This is a genomic window from uncultured Agrococcus sp. (assembly GCF_945915485.1).
In the GTDB taxonomy this organism is placed as follows: Bacteria; Actinomycetota; Actinomycetes; order Actinomycetales; family Microbacteriaceae; genus Agrococcus.
The window spans coordinates 1-16488 of sequence record NZ_CAMEFJ010000057.1 but is presented as its reverse complement, the minus strand read 5'-3'; the positions used below and the strand labels follow the sequence as shown (position 1 = coordinate 16488).

17 protein-coding genes are annotated in these 16488 nt (G+C 64.1%); 13 read left to right on the top strand and 4 right to left on the bottom strand.

What is annotated here, in order from left to right:
* Positions 1 to 598 (bottom strand): NAD(P)-binding domain-containing protein (locus Q0O95_RS09755; RefSeq protein ID WP_293697826.1); only part of this gene is annotated, 598 nt, incomplete at its 3' end.
* Between the two features lie 277 nt (positions 599 to 875).
* On the opposite strand from Q0O95_RS09755, the gene Q0O95_RS09750 reads away from it, so the two are divergent.
* The 7 genes from Q0O95_RS09750 to Q0O95_RS14100 all read left to right on the top strand — a co-directional run bounded on the left by Q0O95_RS09750 (position 876) and on the right by Q0O95_RS14100 (position 7587).
* Entirely contained in the window at positions 876 to 1202 is a 327-nt protein-coding gene (locus Q0O95_RS09750; RefSeq protein ID WP_293697824.1) for a response regulator, read from the top strand.
* 224 nt (positions 1203 to 1426) lie between these two features.
* The gene (locus tag Q0O95_RS09745; RefSeq protein ID WP_293697822.1) at positions 1427 to 2053 is read left to right on the top strand and encodes a 50S ribosomal protein L25/general stress protein Ctc; all 627 of its coding nucleotides are present in this window, start codon (positions 1427 to 1429) and stop codon (positions 2051 to 2053) included.
* Positions 2054 to 2064: 11 nt separating this feature from the next.
* Positions 2065 to 2649 carry an aminoacyl-tRNA hydrolase gene (gene pth, locus Q0O95_RS09740; protein ID WP_293697820.1) on the top strand — a complete coding sequence of 195 codons (585 nt, stop codon included), beginning with the start codon at positions 2065 to 2067 and terminating at the stop codon, positions 2647 to 2649.
* A 100-nt stretch (positions 2650 to 2749) separates the two neighbouring features.
* Positions 2750 to 3229: a hypothetical protein gene (locus Q0O95_RS09735; RefSeq protein ID WP_293697818.1), complete on the top strand. Its 480-nt coding sequence runs from the start codon at positions 2750 to 2752 to the stop codon at positions 3227 to 3229.
* Positions 3226 to 6771, top strand: coding sequence for a transcription-repair coupling factor (mfd, locus tag Q0O95_RS09730; RefSeq protein WP_293697816.1), 3546 nt, complete (start codon positions 3226 to 3228; stop codon positions 6769 to 6771). Before Q0O95_RS09735 ends, mfd begins: the two co-directional genes overlap by 4 nt.
* 394 nt (positions 6772 to 7165) lie before the next feature.
* The gene (locus tag Q0O95_RS09725; protein WP_293697814.1) at positions 7166 to 7420 is read left to right on the top strand and encodes a type II toxin-antitoxin system Phd/YefM family antitoxin; all 255 of its coding nucleotides are present in this window, start codon (positions 7166 to 7168) and stop codon (positions 7418 to 7420) included.
* Complete coding sequence (locus Q0O95_RS14100) at positions 7417 to 7587, top strand: PIN domain-containing protein (protein ID WP_366516474.1); 171 nt, start codon at positions 7417 to 7419, stop codon at positions 7585 to 7587. Before Q0O95_RS09725 ends, Q0O95_RS14100 begins: the two co-directional genes overlap by 4 nt.
* Here the strand turns inward: Q0O95_RS14100 and Q0O95_RS09720 are convergent.
* Positions 7534 to 7827 (bottom strand): hypothetical protein, encoded by a 294-nt coding sequence (locus tag Q0O95_RS09720; protein WP_293697812.1) that lies wholly within the window; start codon positions 7825 to 7827, stop codon positions 7534 to 7536. The genes Q0O95_RS14100 and Q0O95_RS09720 overlap by 54 nt on opposite strands.
* Positions 7828 to 8017: 190 nt before the next feature.
* Here Q0O95_RS09720 and Q0O95_RS09715 point away from each other — a divergent pair, with 190 nt between their 5' ends.
* The 3 genes from Q0O95_RS09715 to Q0O95_RS09705 all read left to right on the top strand — a co-directional run bounded on the left by Q0O95_RS09715 (position 8018) and on the right by Q0O95_RS09705 (position 10088).
* Positions 8018 to 8638 (top strand): MazG family protein, encoded by a 621-nt coding sequence (locus tag Q0O95_RS09715; protein WP_293697810.1) that lies wholly within the window; start codon positions 8018 to 8020, stop codon positions 8636 to 8638.
* A gap of 364 nt (positions 8639 to 9002) precedes the next feature.
* Positions 9003 to 9509 (top strand): helix-turn-helix domain-containing protein, encoded by a 507-nt coding sequence (locus Q0O95_RS09710; protein ID WP_293697808.1) that lies wholly within the window; start codon positions 9003 to 9005, stop codon positions 9507 to 9509.
* A gap of 6 nt (positions 9510 to 9515) precedes the next feature.
* The gene (locus Q0O95_RS09705) at positions 9516 to 10088 is read left to right on the top strand and encodes a PIN domain-containing protein (protein ID WP_293697806.1); all 573 of its coding nucleotides are present in this window, start codon (positions 9516 to 9518) and stop codon (positions 10086 to 10088) included.
* Between the two features lie 156 nt (positions 10089 to 10244).
* Here Q0O95_RS09705 and Q0O95_RS09700 read toward each other — a convergent pair whose 3' ends face one another.
* Positions 10245 to 10670: a DUF3054 domain-containing protein gene (locus tag Q0O95_RS09700; RefSeq protein WP_293697804.1), complete on the bottom strand. Its 426-nt coding sequence runs from the start codon at positions 10668 to 10670 to the stop codon at positions 10245 to 10247.
* A gap of 9 nt (positions 10671 to 10679) precedes the next feature.
* The gene (locus Q0O95_RS09695; protein WP_293697802.1) at positions 10680 to 11351 is read right to left on the bottom strand and encodes a Pr6Pr family membrane protein; all 672 of its coding nucleotides are present in this window, start codon (positions 11349 to 11351) and stop codon (positions 10680 to 10682) included.
* Between the two features lie 374 nt (positions 11352 to 11725).
* On the opposite strand from Q0O95_RS09695, the gene hisS reads away from it, so the two are divergent.
* From hisS to eno, 3 genes are all read left to right on the top strand, one after another.
* Positions 11726 to 12943 carry a histidine--tRNA ligase gene (hisS, locus tag Q0O95_RS09690; protein ID WP_293697800.1) on the top strand — a complete coding sequence of 406 codons (1218 nt, stop codon included), beginning with the start codon at positions 11726 to 11728 and terminating at the stop codon, positions 12941 to 12943.
* Positions 12944 to 13404: 461 nt separating this feature from the next.
* Complete coding sequence (locus tag Q0O95_RS09685) at positions 13405 to 14631, top strand: serine hydrolase (protein ID WP_293697798.1); 1227 nt, start codon at positions 13405 to 13407, stop codon at positions 14629 to 14631.
* 298 nt (positions 14632 to 14929) lie between these two features.
* Positions 14930 to 16210, top strand: a complete 1281-nt coding sequence (gene eno, locus Q0O95_RS09680; RefSeq protein ID WP_293697796.1) for a phosphopyruvate hydratase — start codon at positions 14930 to 14932, stop codon at positions 16208 to 16210.
* The last annotated feature ends 278 nt before the right edge of the window (positions 16211 to 16488 follow it).

The following is a 16488-nucleotide window of genomic DNA, read 5'->3' as shown; positions in this document are numbered from 1 at the left end:
TGAGCTGCATGTCGGCGTACTCGATGCCGTTGTGCACCATCTTCACGAAGTGGCCGGCGCCGTCGGCGCCCACGTGGGTCACGCAGGGATCACCGTCCTCGGCGCGGGCAGCGATCGTGCGCAGGATGGGCCCGAGCGTCTCGTACGACTCGACGGTGCCACCGGGCATCAGCGAGGGCCCGTTGAGCGCACCCTCCTCGCCGCCGGAGATCCCGCATCCGACGAAGTGGATGCCCGTCTCGCGAACCGCCTGCTCGCGGCGCAGCGTGTCGGTGAAGAGCGCGTTGCCGCCGTCGACGATGATGTCGCCCGGCTCGAACACCGATACCAGCTCATCGATGACTGCGTCTGTTGCGCGGCCGGCCTGCACCATGATGATCGCGGTGCGCGGCTGTTGCAGGGACGCTGCGAAGTCCTGCATCGTGTGCGTCGGGACGAAGCCGGCTTCCGGGTGATCCGCGGCAAGTGCATCCGTCTTGGATGCTGTGCGGTTGTAGATGGCGACGGTGTTGCCCTCGCGACTGGCGAGATTCCGTGCCAGATTCGAACCCATGACCGCTAAACCCACAACACCGATATTCGCTGCCGCATTCACCATGATGACCTTCCTCGCGGGATAGATGTGATCATCACCAACAGTAGTGCTTCCACGGGTGGCGGGTTGGGCCGCTACGGCTGTCGCTGAAAGGGGAGCCGGACTCCGACGTCGAGGGAGGGGCCCGGAGCTTCGCCGCTTCAACATCGCGAGGTGCACGCTCAACAGGGCGGGTTTCTCCACAGCTGAAAGGACCGACGCTGCGAGACGGACCAGGATGGGCATACCGTCACAGCGTCAGCGCTTGCCGATCGCGGCGGGCCGGAGGACAATTGGGGGTATGTACGTGAGTGCCGAGATCATCACCACGCTGGGAGCCATGGTGACGCTGCTGCTCGCGCTCGGGGGTTCCATGGGCTGGATTCTGCGGGAAATGAACCGTCGTTTCGAACGCGTCGACCGTCGGTTCGAGCAAGTCGATCGTCGGTTCGAGCACATAGACCTCAGGTTCGAACATATAGACCGGAAGTTCGAGCAGGTCGACCGCAAGTTCGATTCGATCAACGGCGAACTCGCCGGCCTCAAGAACGAGCTGACCGAAGTCAAGATTGCCGTCGCGCGCATAGAAGGCACACCCCCGAGATTCTTCGCACCGAATGCTCGTTGACGTGATTCCTCACGTGGTCATCGAGCCCAGTACGAGTGGATCGTGTCTGCTATGATGATCGCTGAACTTCGGCGAGGGGCCTGATACCGGCCCGTGATCGACGCGGTGAGTCAGGGGTAGCCCACGGGCACGTCTCTGAGGGCCAGACCCATCCTCACGCAGCATGCGTTCGAGTCGACAAGAACACCCGGGCCCGATCGGCCCCTGACGTTAAGGAACACTCCATGAGCCAAGACAAACTCGTTACCGAGATTCGCTCCGAGTTCGGCAAGGGTGCAGCCCGCCGACTCCGCGCAGCTGGCAAGATCCCGGCTGTCCTCTACGGTCACGGCACCGACCCCAAGCACCTTGCGCTCCCCGCGCACGACACATTCCTGCTCGTGCGGTATGCGAACGCGATCATCGACCTGAATATCGAAGGCGATTCGCAGCTCGCGCTCGTGAAGGATGTACAGCGCAACCCGATCATGATGGGCGCCGACGCCATCGAGCACATCGACCTCATCATCGTCAAGCGCGGTGAGAAGGTCGAGGTCGAGGTGTCCGTGCAGCTTGAGGGCGAGAGTGCCCCCGGCACGATCAACAACCTCGAGACGCCTTCGCTGCTGCTGGAAGTTGATGCTCTGAACATTCCCGAAGCGGTCACCGTTTCGATCGAGGGTCTCGAAGAAGGCGCGAGCATCGTCGCCGGCGACATCGACCTGCCGAAGGGCGCGACCCTCGTCACCGACCCCGAGCAGTACATTCTCGGCATCATCGTGCCGCAGCTCGAGACCGAGTCCGAGGCTGACGGTGACGCCGAAGCAGAGGGCGACATCGTTCCCGAAGAGGGCGACGAAGAGAACGAGTAGTCGGGCGATCGTTGTCGACTGACACGTACCTCGTAGTCGGGCTCGGGAATCCCGGGCCCGACTACGCGCATACCCGGCACAATATCGGGCTCGATGTACTCGACGACCTGATCGCCCGTGCCGGGGCCAAGCGCAGCAGACACCGCAGGGCCGCGGCATCCGTCGCCGAAGCCCGCATCATCGGGGGCCCGAAGATCATCTTCGCCTTCCCCGAGACATTCATGAATCGCAGCGGCGGCCCCGTTTCGGCGCTCGCCGACTACTACGATGTTCCGAACGACCGCATCCTCGCGATTCATGACGATCTCGACCTGCCGTTCGACACGGTCAAGTTGAAGAGCGGTGGCGGCCACGGCGGTCACAACGGCCTCCGCGACATCATTGCCGCTCGTGGTGCCGACTTCGTGCGCATCCGCTGCGGTGTCGGCCGCCCGATCGGCAGACAGGATGCCGCCGACTACGTGTTGCGTCGCTTCAATTCCGAAGAACGAGCGACCCTGCCGAACTTCATCTCGGACGCCGCAGATGCGGTCGAACTCATCATCAGGGATGGCCTGCTCGCGGCCCAGCAACGGGTGCACGCCCCGAAGGCGTAGCTCAGCGGCGGAAGCCGACCCCGCGGAAGTCGCCGCGTCGGTTCCGGCGCTGTCGCCGCTCACGGATAGTATGGTGCGCTAGAACTATGGAGGAAAGCGCGTGAAGAGGAATCGTCGGGCCGCTCTGGCCCTGTTCGGCGCAACCGCGATGCTGCTCACCGGCTGCACGGGAGAAGTCGACAATCAGGATTCCACGCCGTTCCGCGGGTTCGAACGCGTCGGCGAAGTGGGGGAGTACGGCGTCTGGTACGACCGGGGCTCAGAAACCGGCCTCTCCAACGCCATCATCGCCGACGGCACCCACCGCCTCGTCTCATGCCTGGGCGAGCCCGTGCTCATCTGCTATGACAGCAATCGCGAGGGCGGGCAGCTCATCCTCGTCATCGCAGCAGAAGAGACCGAATCGGTCACCGTCGATTTCGCCGGAGAAGACGTCGAGCTCGAGCTTATGGACGAACCCGAGAACGAAGACGACACCCCGCCGGTCTTCGCGGGCCAGGCACCTCCCTTCGACGGCGAGGACTTCCGCTGGAACTTCTACGGGTACGACGCCGACGGCGAAGAGCTCTGGACGCGGTGACGCTGCAACCGGTTCTCGATCAGCTCCTACAAGGTTCCCTCGGCGAGATCGGCTACCTGCGTCGTGCCCCCGGCACGATCGCCGCCATGGATGCCCTCCGTGCACCGATCGTCGCAGCGCTCGCGGACACGGATCGTCCAACACTCGTCATCGCGCCGACCAGACGCGAGGCCGACCTCGTCACGAGTGACCTCGCGGGCTGGGCATCCGACGCGAACGTCGTCGACTTCCCTGCCTGGGAGACCCTGCCGCACGAGCGACTGAGCCCCTCGGCAGAAACGGTCGGGCAACGATTCGCCGCCCTCGCCGCCGTGCGCGACGCGCCCGAGGGAACCCGGAATATCGTGGTCGCATCCGTTCGCGCTGCCGTGCAGCCCATGGTGCCCGACATGGCAGAAGCCGAACCCGTCACCCTGACATCCGGCGGCCGCGGCTACGACACCGCAGCACTTGCGGGCCGACTCGTGCAACTTGCCTACACCCGCGTCGACATGGTCACGCGACGTGGCGAATTCGCCGTGCGCGGCGGCATCCTCGACATCTTCTCGCCCGCTGCCGAACATCCCGTGCGCGTGGAGTTCTTCGGTGACGAGATCGAACAGATGCGCTGGTTCCGCGTCGCCGACCAGCGCTCCAGCGACGACTGCGAAGAACTCGTCCTGCCACCGGCACGGGAACTGCTCCTGACGGATGCCGTGCGTCAGCGAGCACGCGAGATGCGGTACGAGTTCCCCGCCATCGGGCAGCTGCTCGAGAAACTGGCGGAGGGCATCCCCGTCGAGGGCATGGAGTCCCTCGCCCCGGCACTCGTCGACGGACTCGTCCCGATCACCACCATGCTGCCGGGCGCGCGCGTCATCGTGCTGGGGCCCGAGCGAGTGCGGGACCGCATCACGAGCCTCAACGACACGAACCGCGAATTCCTCGAAGCCGCCTGGAACGCAGCGACCGCAGGAGCAGAAGCTCCCATCGATCTCTCCGGCGGCGAATTCCTGCCGCTCGAGACGCTGAAATCGACAACCGACGGGCCGTGGTGCGAAGTCACGGCGCTCGCGAACGATCTCGGCGACCAGACGCTCGTCGAAGCGAAGGCCGTGCCGTCATTCGCCGGCAGCGCAGATGGCGCAATCGACTTCGTGCGCGATCACCTCGCCGATGACTGGCGCGTGCTCGTCACGGCCGCCGGCGCCGGCATGGTGCAGCGAGCCGCGGATGTCCTGGCCGAGAACGAGGTCGCGGCACGTGCCGTCGAAGAGGGGGCGGATGCCGAACTGGCCGGACACGTCGCCGTCGTCGCGCAGGCCGCGCTCAGCCACGGGTTCCTGCTGGAGCAAGACCGCATCGCCGTCATCAGCGAAGCGGAATTCTTCGGCAGGGCCGTCGCCGTCGACGGGAGGCGTGCACGGAAGCTCGCCACGAGGCGCGGCACCGTCGTCGACCCGCTGCAACTGAAGACCGGCGACCACGTCGTGCACGAGACGCACGGCGTGGGGCGCTTCCTCGAACTCGTGCAGCGCGAAGTGTCGACGGGCGGCCGCAACGCCGTCAAGACCATGCGCGAGTATCTCGTGATCGAGTACGCACCCTCGAAACGAGGGCACCGTGGTGACCGCCTCTCCGTGCCCACCGATCAGCTCGATCAGCTGACCAGATACGTCGGTGGTGAGAACCCGTCGCTGTCGAAGATGGGCGGCAGCGACTGGGCTTCCACGAAGACAAAGGCGCGCAGAGCCGTCCGCGACATCGCCGTGGAACTCGTGCAGCTGTACTCGGAGCGTAAAGCGGCGCGAGGCTTCGCGTTCGGCCGGGACACCCCCTGGCAGTCCGAGTTGGAAGACGCCTTCCCCTACGCCGAGACCCCTGATCAGCTCACCACGATCGACGAAGTGAAACGCGACATGCAGTCGCAGATTCCGATGGATCGACTGCTCTCCGGCGACGTCGGTTACGGCAAGACCGAGGTCGCCGTGCGCGCCGCATTCAAAGCGATACAGGACAACAAGCAGGTCGTCATGCTCGTGCCGACCACGCTGCTCGTCAAGCAGCACTTCGAGACGTTCCAGTCGCGTTTCGCCGGTTTCCCCGTCAACCTGAAAGCCCTGAGTCGTTTCCAAACCGACAAGCAGGTCCGCGAAACCGTCGCAGGGCTCGCCGACGGCAGCGTCGACATGGTCATCGGCACGCACCGGGTATTGACCGAGAAGGTGAAGTTCAAAGACGTCGGCCTCGTCATCATCGACGAGGAGCAGCGCTTCGGCGTGGAGCACAAAGACGCGCTGAAGAAGCTGAAGACCAACGTCGACCTGCTGTCGATGAGCGCGACGCCCATCCCGCGGACGCTCGAGATGGCCGTGACGGGCATCCGCGAAATGTCCACGCTCGCGACCGCGCCTGAATCCCGGCATCCGATTCTGACGTTCGTGGGCGCCTACAGCGACCAGCAGGCGGCGGCCGCGATCAGGCGTGAACTGCTGCGCGAGGGCCAGGTGTTCTTCGTGCACAACCGCGTCTCGTCCATCGCTCGCACGGCCGCGAAGCTCGCTGAACTCGTGCCCGAGGCACGCATCGGTGTCGCGCACGGCAAGATGGGCGAGAACGCGCTCGAGCAGGTCATCGACGACTTCTGGGAGAAGAACTACGACGTGCTCGTCTGCACGACGATCGTGGAAACCGGCCTCGACATCCCGAACGCCAACACTCTCATCGTCGATCGAGCCGATCGCTACGGGCTCTCGCAGCTGCATCAGCTGCGCGGTCGCGTCGGCCGTGGGCGTGAACGTGCTTACGCGTACTTCCTCTACGACGCCGACAAACCGCTGTCGGAGACCGCGCACGACCGTCTCGAGACGATCGCGGTGCACAACGAACTCGGCGCGGGTATGCAGGTCGCGATGAAGGACCTCGAGATTCGCGGCGCCGGCAACCTCCTCGGCGGTGAGCAGTCGGGGCACATCGCGGGCGTCGGCTTCGATCTGTACATCAGGATGATCGGCGAAGCGGTCGCGACCTTCCGGGGGGATGTCGACGAGGGGCCGCGCGAACTGCGACTCGAAATCCCCGTCGATGCCGTCGTGCCCGACAGCTACATCGACTCGGAACGCTTGCGCCTCGAGGCGTACCAGAAGCTCGCCAGCGCTGCCGGGCATCCCGACTCGGATGCCATCGAACGCGTCGTCGACGAGCTTCGCGACCGCTACGGCGAGCTGCCGGAGCAGGTGCAGAATCTCGCCGCGATGGCACGGCTGCGCAGACAGGCGCAGGAGGCTCGGCTGTCGGAAGTGTTCGTCGTCGGCCCCAACCTGCGCGTCGGCCCCGCCGAATTCACTGACTCATTGCAGCTGCGGCTCAAGCGGCTGTACCCGGACGCCAAACTGCAGACCGCCATGAAAGTGCTGGTCGTACCGATGCCGACGCGGGGGGATGGGCGACTCGCGGGCACGCGCCCGGAACCGTTGCCGGACGCTGAATTGATCGCGTGGGTGTCGCAGCTGCTGAGCGACATGTTCCCGCCGGAGCCGGGCACCGCTTCTGCCGCGGACTAGTGGTTCAGGCAGAGGATCGGAAACGTTATCGGCCGCGGCCGAAATAGCCGCAGAACCGCCCTTCGGGTGCTGCCGCGTGCCGGGTTTTCAACCATTCCTGGCTTGGCAGGTGCACGAAATACTGATCGGTTGCGAAGAACTGACTGTCTGGTCAGTTGTTCGTGACCTCCGGTCGATTCGTCCGTATTTCGTGCACACGTGGTCGGTGCTGACGTATTGACGTTGGCGCCTGAAACATTGCCCGTTGGGCAGTCTTTCGGGAAAATCCAGTTTTCGGCCCGCAGTTCAGGGGCGCGCAGCTGGCTTGGCCCGACGTGCGTGTACTGATCCGAGCATCCCGTCAGCCGCGTGAAATTTGTAGACGTTTATCTACTTTTCTGTTAAGTCATGAAGCATGAGCCAATCGCTACCGATCGGCAAACTACGCCAGAACCCCACGGATTATCTTCGTGCCGTGACGGAAGGGGAGAGCTTCGTCATAACGAGCCATCGCCGGCCTGTCGCCGACCTCGTTCCCCACCGCGGCGCAGGTGGGATCACGGGTGCGGAACTCATGGATCGCCTCCGGAAGGCGCACAGGGACACTGCATGGCTCGATGAATTGCGTGCAGATCGTGAGGCCGAGACCGGTGCGGACCCCTGGGAATGACGGGCACGGCTTTGCTCGACACCTCCGTCGTAATCGCAATAACGCAGGAGGGGCGCGAGTATGATCTGCGACGGTATGATCGGCTTTTCGTCTCGTCGATCACCTATGCCGAACTACGACTGGGTGTGGCCTCTGCCCGCACAGCGGAAGCTGCGGCCGAGCGCTAGCCGGCTCTTGAGGAGGTTGCGACCCTGTTCGGTGAGGGGTTGGTCTGCGACGATCGTGCAGCCGTGGAATACGGTCGCATTCTGCAGACTGTAGTTCGTCGGAAGGGAAGACCCGAAGCGCACGTCAACGACCGGATGATCGCAGCGGTTGCCGCGTCGAATGGTCAGGCATTGTTGACACTCAACGGTGCTGACTTCACCGGCCCGGAAGATCATGTGCGACTGATTGATCTCGATCATCCGGAGTGACCCGCGCGCAGTTGAGGACGCCCAAGGAACTGACTTTCTGGCATCCGAGCCCGAAAACCTGCCCGTTGGTCAGTGTTTCAGCAAAACCCAGTTTTTCGGCACACGCCACGATCTGGGTCGGCCTGGGGCGAGGCGTTCCCGCGTATCGTGTCATCGGAGTGCTGTGTAAAGGGAGGCGCCGGTGAGCAATATCGAACGACTCGTTGAGCTGATGCGCGTCATGCGCGCCGACGACGGCTGCCCCTGGGACCGTGAGCAGACTCACGCATCCCTCGTGCAGTACCTGCTGGAGGAGTCGTACGAACTCGCAGAAGCAATCGAGAGCGGAGCCGCTGACGACGAATTGGTCGAGGAGCTCGGAGACGTGCTCTTCCAGGTCGTGTTCCATGCCGAGATTGCGCGTGCGGAGGGCCGCTTCGACTTCGACCGGGTCGCGGGAGCCGTCGCAGACAAGATGCGGGCGCGGCATCCGCACGTGTTCGGCGATGCGCCGCGAGACATCGATTCGGTGAAATCGAACTGGGAGCGTCTCAAGGCTGACGAGGCAGGCAAACGCGAGCGCAAACGTGTCGACGACGGTGTGCCGACTGCTCTGCCCGCGCTGCAGCGTGCGCAGAAAGTGCTCGGAAGGATGGAGCGCAGGTCGCTGTCGCTGCCGGATGCTGCACGGGTCTCGGTTGCCTCGGAAGCCGAGTTCGGGGATGCGCTGCTCGCGCAGGTGCAGGCGGCGCGCGAAGAGGGCTGGGATGCCGAGCGAGCGTTGCGAGACGCCGTCCGTCGCCTCGCCGATGGGGATTTCTAGTTCATCGATCGCGCGGATAGGAATTCAGCTCGGAGGAGGGGGTCTGCGGTTCCAGACGGATTTTATTGGTCGAGACGGCGTCCAGACCCGTAAAAACCGTCTGGAGACGAGCGCGAAGCCGGACTCCGGTTGCGCGCGAACCCTGCTGTAGAGCTTGGTTTTCGCGGTGGTGACCTGCAGCGCTTGTCTTCTGGGGTGCTCTGGTGAACACCAAGGTGGTTCGGTTCGCATGATGCGGCGCTGTTGTGCGGCAGATTGCTTCGGCATTGCTCGCGTGCGAGGAATGCGCAATTGAGGTCGTTCAGTGCATTTGAACGTGACTGATTTGGTCGATTTGCCCGAATTGGCTGATAATGTTGATCACATGAGTAGGCACATACTTCCGCCGGCTAAGCGCGTGAACGTCGTGGATCCGCCGGAGGACCTCGACGAGATGCTGGAGCTTGCTCGGTTTATGGAGAGCCACGCCGCTCCCGCGGTCTTGCTTGGGCCGGATGGAGAGCAGATTCCGCTGCCCATGGCTGCTTATGACGTGCTCCGTCAGGTGGTAAACGCGATGCAGCGTGGCGATTCGGTGAGCGTGGAACCGATTGACCGACAGCTCACGACGCAGCAGGCGGCAAGTATCCTCGGCGTCAGCCGAAACACGTTGATTCGCCTGCTCGAAGAGCATGAACTGCCCTTCGAGCGTCTGGGAGAGTCTCGCCATAGAAGGCTGCGCCTCAACGATGTTCTCGCGTATCGTGAGCGAAAGCGGGCGGATCGACACGGACGACTTGGCGACATGACGCGCCAAGCGTCAGAAGACGGGCTGTACGATACCGACGTCGATCTCTATCGGGAGGCACTCGACGAGGCTAGGAAGCGGTAGCCAACCGTGCGGTTCGCGGCATTTCTCGACGCTTGTGCGCTTGTCCCGATTGCTCCGTGCGACACATTGCTGCGAATGGCTGATTCCGGGTTCTTCCGACCGTTGTGGTCGCAATCTGTAGTGGACGAGGCGCTTCGGGCGCTGCAGCGCATCCATCCCAATGTTGATCCGAGCAGGTTTCAGAGTAGATTCCGCTCTATGGACGAAGCCTTCGATGACGCTCGCGTCGATGGGTGGGAGTCACTTGAACAAGGGGTGCAGCTACCCGACGCAAACGACCGTCATGTCGTCGCCGCGGCTTTGCGTGGTCGTGCCGACCTGATCATCACTGAGAACATAAAGGACTTTCCGGAATCAGCGCTGCGCCCACTTGGGCTCGAAGCGGTGCGAGTTGACGACTTCCTGCTGGATCAACTCGACCTTGATCCGCTGCGCGTGCAAAATCTGCTCACGGATCAGGCGGAAGCGATGGTGAACCCTCCCCAATCCATCGACGGCTTGCTGAAGAAGCTTTCGCGGAGTGGAGCGCCGCACTTTGGTCGCAAGGCACGTGAGCTGTTCGAAGATCGACGAGGCTAAAGCAGAGTAGGCATCATCCAGTTGGCCTTCGCCGCTTGCTTACGTGTGCCGGATGCCCTGCTTGCCTTCCTGCAGACGGTGCTGATGCGCTGAAACTTACGCGTGAGCGCGTGCTGAATTGGATAATCCAGTTCGCCACCCGCTCACGTGCACTTTTCAGCGCTGTGCCTCCGACTCCGCGCGTCGGAAGTACCTGATCAGGGCGGTAAGCAGCCGCCAGCCGACCAGCAGCAGAAGCAGCGTCAGCGTTGCCACGATGATGAACGGCAGGGCCGTTCCCTGCCCTGACAGCGCACGCAGCAGCATCCCGCCGACAACGGTCACGACCCAGACGGGCGCACCCGTGCGGAGCGGCGCGAGAGGGGCCCGCCACGCGAGCGTCACGAGCCAAGCGAGAGCGAGCGCGGCCAGAAACGGCCACGCGGTTGTCGCGAGCCCCAGCCCGTACTCCCCGAAAATACCGCCGTAGTGGCTGACGCGACCGAACGCGGCGAACGCGATGACGAGCACGGCATCCAGACCGAAAGCCACCGCAACGGGTGCGCGCCCGATTCGGGATGCGCCGATGGAACTCTCAGGCATGCCCGGAGCCTACCGCGTCACTGCGGTCGCATGATCGTCCGCAGCATCCGCATCCTCGAATTCTTCGGGCGGCGGATGCGACAGTTTCGACGTGAACGCAACCGCATAGATGCCGACGACGAATGCGATCAGCACCTGGCCGGTCGACGGCACCAACCCTGCAACACCGTGGATCGCCGGGTCGAGGAACGGATACGGAACCCAGCCGTCGACGCCCCAGCGCAGCCAGCAGCAGGCGAGGTAGGCAATCGGGTACAGCATCCACGTCCAGGCCGAACGGATGCGCAGCGCACGAGGGGAGGTGACGAGAATCCAGTCGAGTGCGGCCATGATCGGCACGATGCGGTGGTGTGCCAGGTTGGTGAACGAAATGTCCCACGACCAGACTTCATGGGGCTCCGCCAGCAGCACGGCGTAAATGATGCCGGTCAGGACGATGTACGCCGTCGCTGCACCCCGAAATTGCGGAAACCAGGCCGGTCGCGGCGCGCCCGACAGCATCCAGATCAGCACAGCGGCGAACAAGACGTTCGACTGCACCGTGAAGTAACCGAAGTGCTCGCTCAGTCGTTCGCCGGAGAACGTGAGGTTGACGAGATTCCATGTTTCGGCACCGAGCGCGAGCATGACGGCGACAACGCGCCACACGGTGACGCCGATACGGCCCTCAGTGAAGAACACCTCCTTATTCTTACCCGGGTGCGCACGGATCCCCGGCACCTCGCCGGACGCCGGGCTCGGACCCGTACGCGATCATCCGGGGCCGTGCTGGGGCCGAGCCTGACCGAGAGGGCGTAGATGTCATAGAAACCGCCTCGCCGTCGGGGCTGCTTGGATCGCGAGGATTGGTGTTGAGCTTGTAGCGGGTGTCTGCGGTTCCACACGGATTTTATTGGTCGAGACGGCGTCCGAACCCGCGAAAACCATCTCGGGCCGATGCGCCACCGCAATTTCCCATCCGCTGCGGGCCTATCAGACACCCCTATCTGCACGGGCCGTTGCTCGCGCACGGTAGGTGACAACGGCATCCACTCGCGAGTGGAAGAATGGCAGCCATGGCTCAGAACGTTGTTCCCCCGCGCGGCATGCGCGACTTCCTGCCCGCCCAGAAGCGTCAGCGCGAGCGCGTTCTGCAGACGATTCGCGAGGCCTTCAGCGACCACGGGTTCAGCGAAATCGAGACGCCTGTCATGGAGGATGCCGCCCGCCTGCACGCGGGCCTCGGTGGCGACAATGAGAAGCTCGCCTTCGCCGTTATGCGACGCGGTCTTGGTCCCGATGATCTGCGCACTGCCGAGAACCCGCTGGACCTCGCCGATCTCGGACTCCGCTTCGATCTCACCGTGCCGCTCGCAAGATTCATCGCGACGAATCGGGGCTCGCTGCCGCCCGTGTTTCGATCGATTCAGATCGCGCCCGTGTGGCGTGCCGAGCGGCCGCAGAAGGGGCGCTACCGCCAGTTCATCCAGTGCGACATCGACATCTCGGGCGAAGCCGGCATCGTCGCCGAACTCGAGCTCCTGACGGCAACCGGCGACGCGCTGCGCCGACTCGGCCTGACAGATGCGTTCATCAGGGTGAACGACCGGCGTTTGCTGTTCGCCGTGCTGGATGCCGCATCCGTGCCTGCAGAGCAGCAGGAGCGCGCGCTCATCACGGTCGACAAGCTCGACAAGATCGGTGACGACGGCGTTGTTGCCGAGCTCACGGAATCCGGCCTCGACGGCGAGCGCGTTATGGGCATCATCCGTGCACTCGCAGCAGGGCAGGTTCCCGACGACATTGACGAATCCGCGCTCGCGGCCATACGCGACCTGCTGGATGCCGACTGCGGAGTGCGCCTGGAATTCGACCCGTCGCTCGTGCGCGGCATGGGGTACTACACCGGCGCGATCTTCGAGATCGCCCACCCGGAGCTCTCGTACTCGATCGGCGGCGGCGGGCGTTACGACGGGATGATCGGGCGATTCTCCGGCACGGATGTTCCGGCGGCAGGCATCTCGTTCGGGTTCGAACGCCTCGTCGACCTGGTGGACATCGCGGGGGATGGCACCGAAACCGTCGGCCTCGTCGTCGATAAAAAGGTGCCGGCGCAGGAACTCGTCGCGACGAAGCGCTCACTGGTCGAGAGCGGACGGAAAGTTCTCGTCGCGAACCGAGCGAGGAATGTGCAGAGCGTGCTCGAGCAGCTGTCCGCGCTCGGTGCGACGCACTTCGCGTTCGTGCGCCCTGGCGACTCGGCAGATGCGCTGGAAATCAAGCCCCTCGACTGAGTCCTATTGCGCCGCTGTGCCCTGTTGCGCTTCCGGCGGCCAGTGCTGACTCCTATTGCGTTTCCGACGGCGACTGCTGGGCGCTATTGCGCATCCGGCGGTAACTTGCTGACTCCTATTGCGCATCCGACGGCGACTCTGGGCTTTATTGCGCATCCGGCGGCGACTGCGGTTCGCTTCCGGTCGGCGTTCTCCCCCCCCCCTTCCCTCACGTCGCGTCAACTTCTCGGTCGCTGGACGGTGACACGCCGGGAGAGCGCCGCCTCAACGCCAGGCGACCGAGAAGTTGGCAAGCGAGGGGAGATTACCGACGACAGCGATTTCCGTCACGAGCGGGAGCAGTATCCTCCAGTCGGCGGATGCGACGGTCGTACACACCTGGAAAAGTGGCGGTCGTCGTCGTGAAACAGCTCGGATCTCGACTGCGATCGCACGACACGTTACGAAAAAGGAGCTGAATCATGCAGAAACCGAAAGTGTTGGCCGCCGCCGGCGCCGTCGCGGCCGTCATCGGGCTCACGGGCTCGAGTCTCGCATCCGTGAATCCCGAATTGCCGGTACCGGATGACACCGAACTGCACCAGCAGTTGTGGTCTTCGCCGAGCCTGGAATCGTTGCAGGATGACCGCCAAGGCAAGCCGGACGACGACCGTGAACTCGAGAATGCACTCGAGCAGATCGTTGACGACGGCGCAACCGGGATTACCGCTCGGGTCGAGGTCGGCGACAGAACGTGGGCAGGAGCAGCAGGCACGAGAGGGCTCGAGAGCAATGCTCCGGTGCTGGAGCGCAGCCCGTTCCGTGCGGCGAGCAACACGAAAATGATGATCTCGGCGCTCGTCATGCAAGAGGTCGAGGCGGGTACCTGGACGCTCGACACTCCCATCGCCGAGGCTGTGCCAGGCATCTTCCCGAACCATCCCGATGTGACGCTGCGCGAGCTGCTGAGTCACACCGCGGGCGCTCCGAACGGCACGCTCGAGCTGCTGCTGAACGAAATGGATGACCCGGCAGACATCGACGAGTATGTCGAGGTATTGGGCCACCGCTACCCGGATGCCGAGCACATCGGTCTCGCCAACGCCGGCGAATGGACCGAACCCGGCGAATTCGTCTACTCGAATGCCGGGTACATCGCACTTGGCGTCGCACTCGAGGCCGTGACGAATCAGCCGGTCGCCGAACTGCTGGAGCAACGTATCTTCAGGCCGTTGGGTATGCATCACACGAGTGTTCCCGACGAGCCGGGGATGCGGGGCACCGCTATGCAGGAGGCCATGTGGGACGGTGGAGACTGGCACGACCTGGCACACTTCGACCCGACGATCTTCTCGCATTCAGGCTCGGTCGTCTCGACGACGCGCGACCTGTCGCGATTCACGGAAGCCCTGCTCACAGGAGAGCTCTTCTCGCAAGAACTGGTCGACGAGATGGCGCAACCGGTGACGACCGATCCGATGGAATACGGTTTGGGTATCTACCGAATCGCAGACCCCTGCGAGCCTGGCGACTACCTGTACGGTCACGACGGCCTGACGTTCGGAACCGCCAGCATCGCCTACTCCTCGCCCGATGGCGAGCGCCAGATCTCGCTCGGTATCACCGGTCTCGACGGCACCGGAGATCCCGAGGAGCCTGGTGACCTCAGCCCCGTGCTCGAGCCCATGCTCGCCGCCAGCTGCGGTTAGGAACACCGCCGGGCCCGGGCGCACGTACGCCGTCCGGGCCCTTTCCGCATCGTCCATCCGAGTCGCCTGGGTGTCGCTACGGGCGGGATGCGCGGTCGTTGCTCTGCCCCGGTTGGCCCTCGTTATGACGTCCGCCCCTCGTCGTCGGCGCCGTTTCTCGGTCCATACGAGAAGTGAAGGCTGGCCGGTGGCTCGGCGTATTGACCGAGATTCGGCACGGCGGATCGGATCGGGCGAGTCGGGTCGCTGGTCGCTAGGCTGGATTGCAGTCAACCGATCATGGAAGAAGGAGCCCCACGTGGCACTCATTGACACCGTGCAGGCGCGCGAGATCCTCGATTCGCGCGGCAACCCCACCGTCGAGGTGGAGGTTCTGCTGACCGACGGCACCGTCGGCCGTGCCGCTGTTCCAAGCGGCGCATCGACAGGCGAATACGAAGCATACGAACTGCGTGACGGCGACAAGGGCCGTTACCTCGGCAAGGGCGTCCTCAAGGCCGTAGAAGCGGTCAACGAGGAGATCGCGGAGGAGATCGAGGGTCTCCCGGCCGATGACCAGCGCATCCTCGACGCAGCACTCATCGAACTCGACGGCACCGAGAACAAGTCGACCATCGGCGCGAACGCGATCCTCGGTGTCTCGCTGGCCGTCGCCAAGGCGTCCGCTGACGCATCCGGCCTCCCGCTGTTCCGCTACCTCGGCGGTCCGAACGCATTCACGCTCCCCGTACCGATGATGAACGTCATCAACGGCGGCGCGCACGCCGACACCGGCGTCGACATCCAGGAGTTCATGATCCTGCCGACCGGAGCGGGCTCGTTCTCGGAGGCGCTGCGCTGGGGCGCTGAGACGTATCACGTGCTCAAGGGCATCCTCCAGGAGCAGGGGCTGTCGACCGGCCTCGGCGACGAGGGCGGCTTCGCCCCCGACCTGGCCAACAACCGCAAGGCGCTCGACCTGCTGCTGGAGGCGATCGAGAAAGCCGGATTCAAACCCGGCGAAGACATTGTGCTCGGGCTCGACGTGGCCGCTAGCGAGTTCGCAAACAACGGTGTCTACACGTTCGAGGGCAAGGATCGCTCGGCCGCCGAAATGGCCTCGTACTACGAGCAGCTCGTCGCCGACTACCCGCTCGTCTCGATCGAAGACCCGCTCGACGAGAACGACTGGGATGGCTGGGTCAGCCTTACCGAGTCGCTCGACGAGAAGGTGCAGCTCGTGGGCGACGACCTGTTCGTCACGAACCCCGCACGCCTCGAAGACGGCATCATTAAGGGCGCCGGCAACGCCCTGCTGGTGAAGGTCAACCAGATCGGCACCCTCTCGGAGACCTTCGATGCCATCCGTATCGCGACGCAGTCGGGGTACGCGTCGGTGATCTCGCACCGCTCGGGCGAGACGGAAGACACCACGATCGCCGACATCGCCGTTGCCACCAACTGCGGTCAGATCAAGACCGGTGCGCCCGCACGCTCGGAGCGCGTCGCGAAGTACAACCAGCTGCTCCGCATCGAGGAAGACCTCGGCGAAGCCGCCTACTACGCAGGTTCGGAGGCCTTCCCGCGCTTCGACGCGTAGCGCTCGGAACATACACGGATGGGGTGCTTCCGGGCGCCCCATCCGTTTGCGTTCCGCAGCAGTCCGGTGACTGTGCGACGATCCCGGTGAGACAACCCGGAGCTCTCTTCCCGCCTGGAGTCGTGACACACTTCTCGGTCTATAGCCGGAATGAACGCGCTATACGGGCGTGTCGCCATGCATAGACCGAGAAGTGTACGGGGGCGGGGACGCCGAGGGAGGATGCGCTGCGGCGGGGATACCTGCTCCGGGGTGCGTCGAAAGACGGCATTGTGTTC

Coding starts and splice junctions, on each gene's coding strand:
- hisS (WP_293697800.1), top strand. CDS start 11,726: ATGGCTCAGAACGTTGTTCCCCCGCGCGGCATGCGCGACTTCCTGCCC.
- Q0O95_RS09745 (WP_293697822.1), top strand. CDS start 1,427: ATGAGCCAAGACAAACTCGTTACCGAGATTCGCTCCGAGTTCGGCAAG.
- Q0O95_RS09750 (WP_293697824.1), top strand. CDS start 876: ATGTACGTGAGTGCCGAGATCATCACCACGCTGGGAGCCATGGTGACG.
- Q0O95_RS09700 (WP_293697804.1), bottom strand. CDS start 10,670: ATGCCTGAGAGTTCCATCGGCGCATCCCGAATCGGGCGCGCACCCGTT.
- Q0O95_RS09685 (WP_293697798.1), top strand. CDS start 13,405: ATGCAGAAACCGAAAGTGTTGGCCGCCGCCGGCGCCGTCGCGGCCGTC.
- Q0O95_RS09720 (WP_293697812.1), bottom strand. CDS start 7,827: ATGATCGAGATCAATCAGTCGCACATGATCTTCCGGGCCGGTGAAGTC.
- Q0O95_RS09725 (WP_293697814.1), top strand. CDS start 7,166: ATGAGCCAATCGCTACCGATCGGCAAACTACGCCAGAACCCCACGGAT.
- Q0O95_RS14100 (WP_366516474.1), top strand. CDS start 7,417: ATGACGGGCACGGCTTTGCTCGACACCTCCGTCGTAATCGCAATAACG.
- Q0O95_RS09710 (WP_293697808.1), top strand. CDS start 9,003: ATGAGTAGGCACATACTTCCGCCGGCTAAGCGCGTGAACGTCGTGGAT.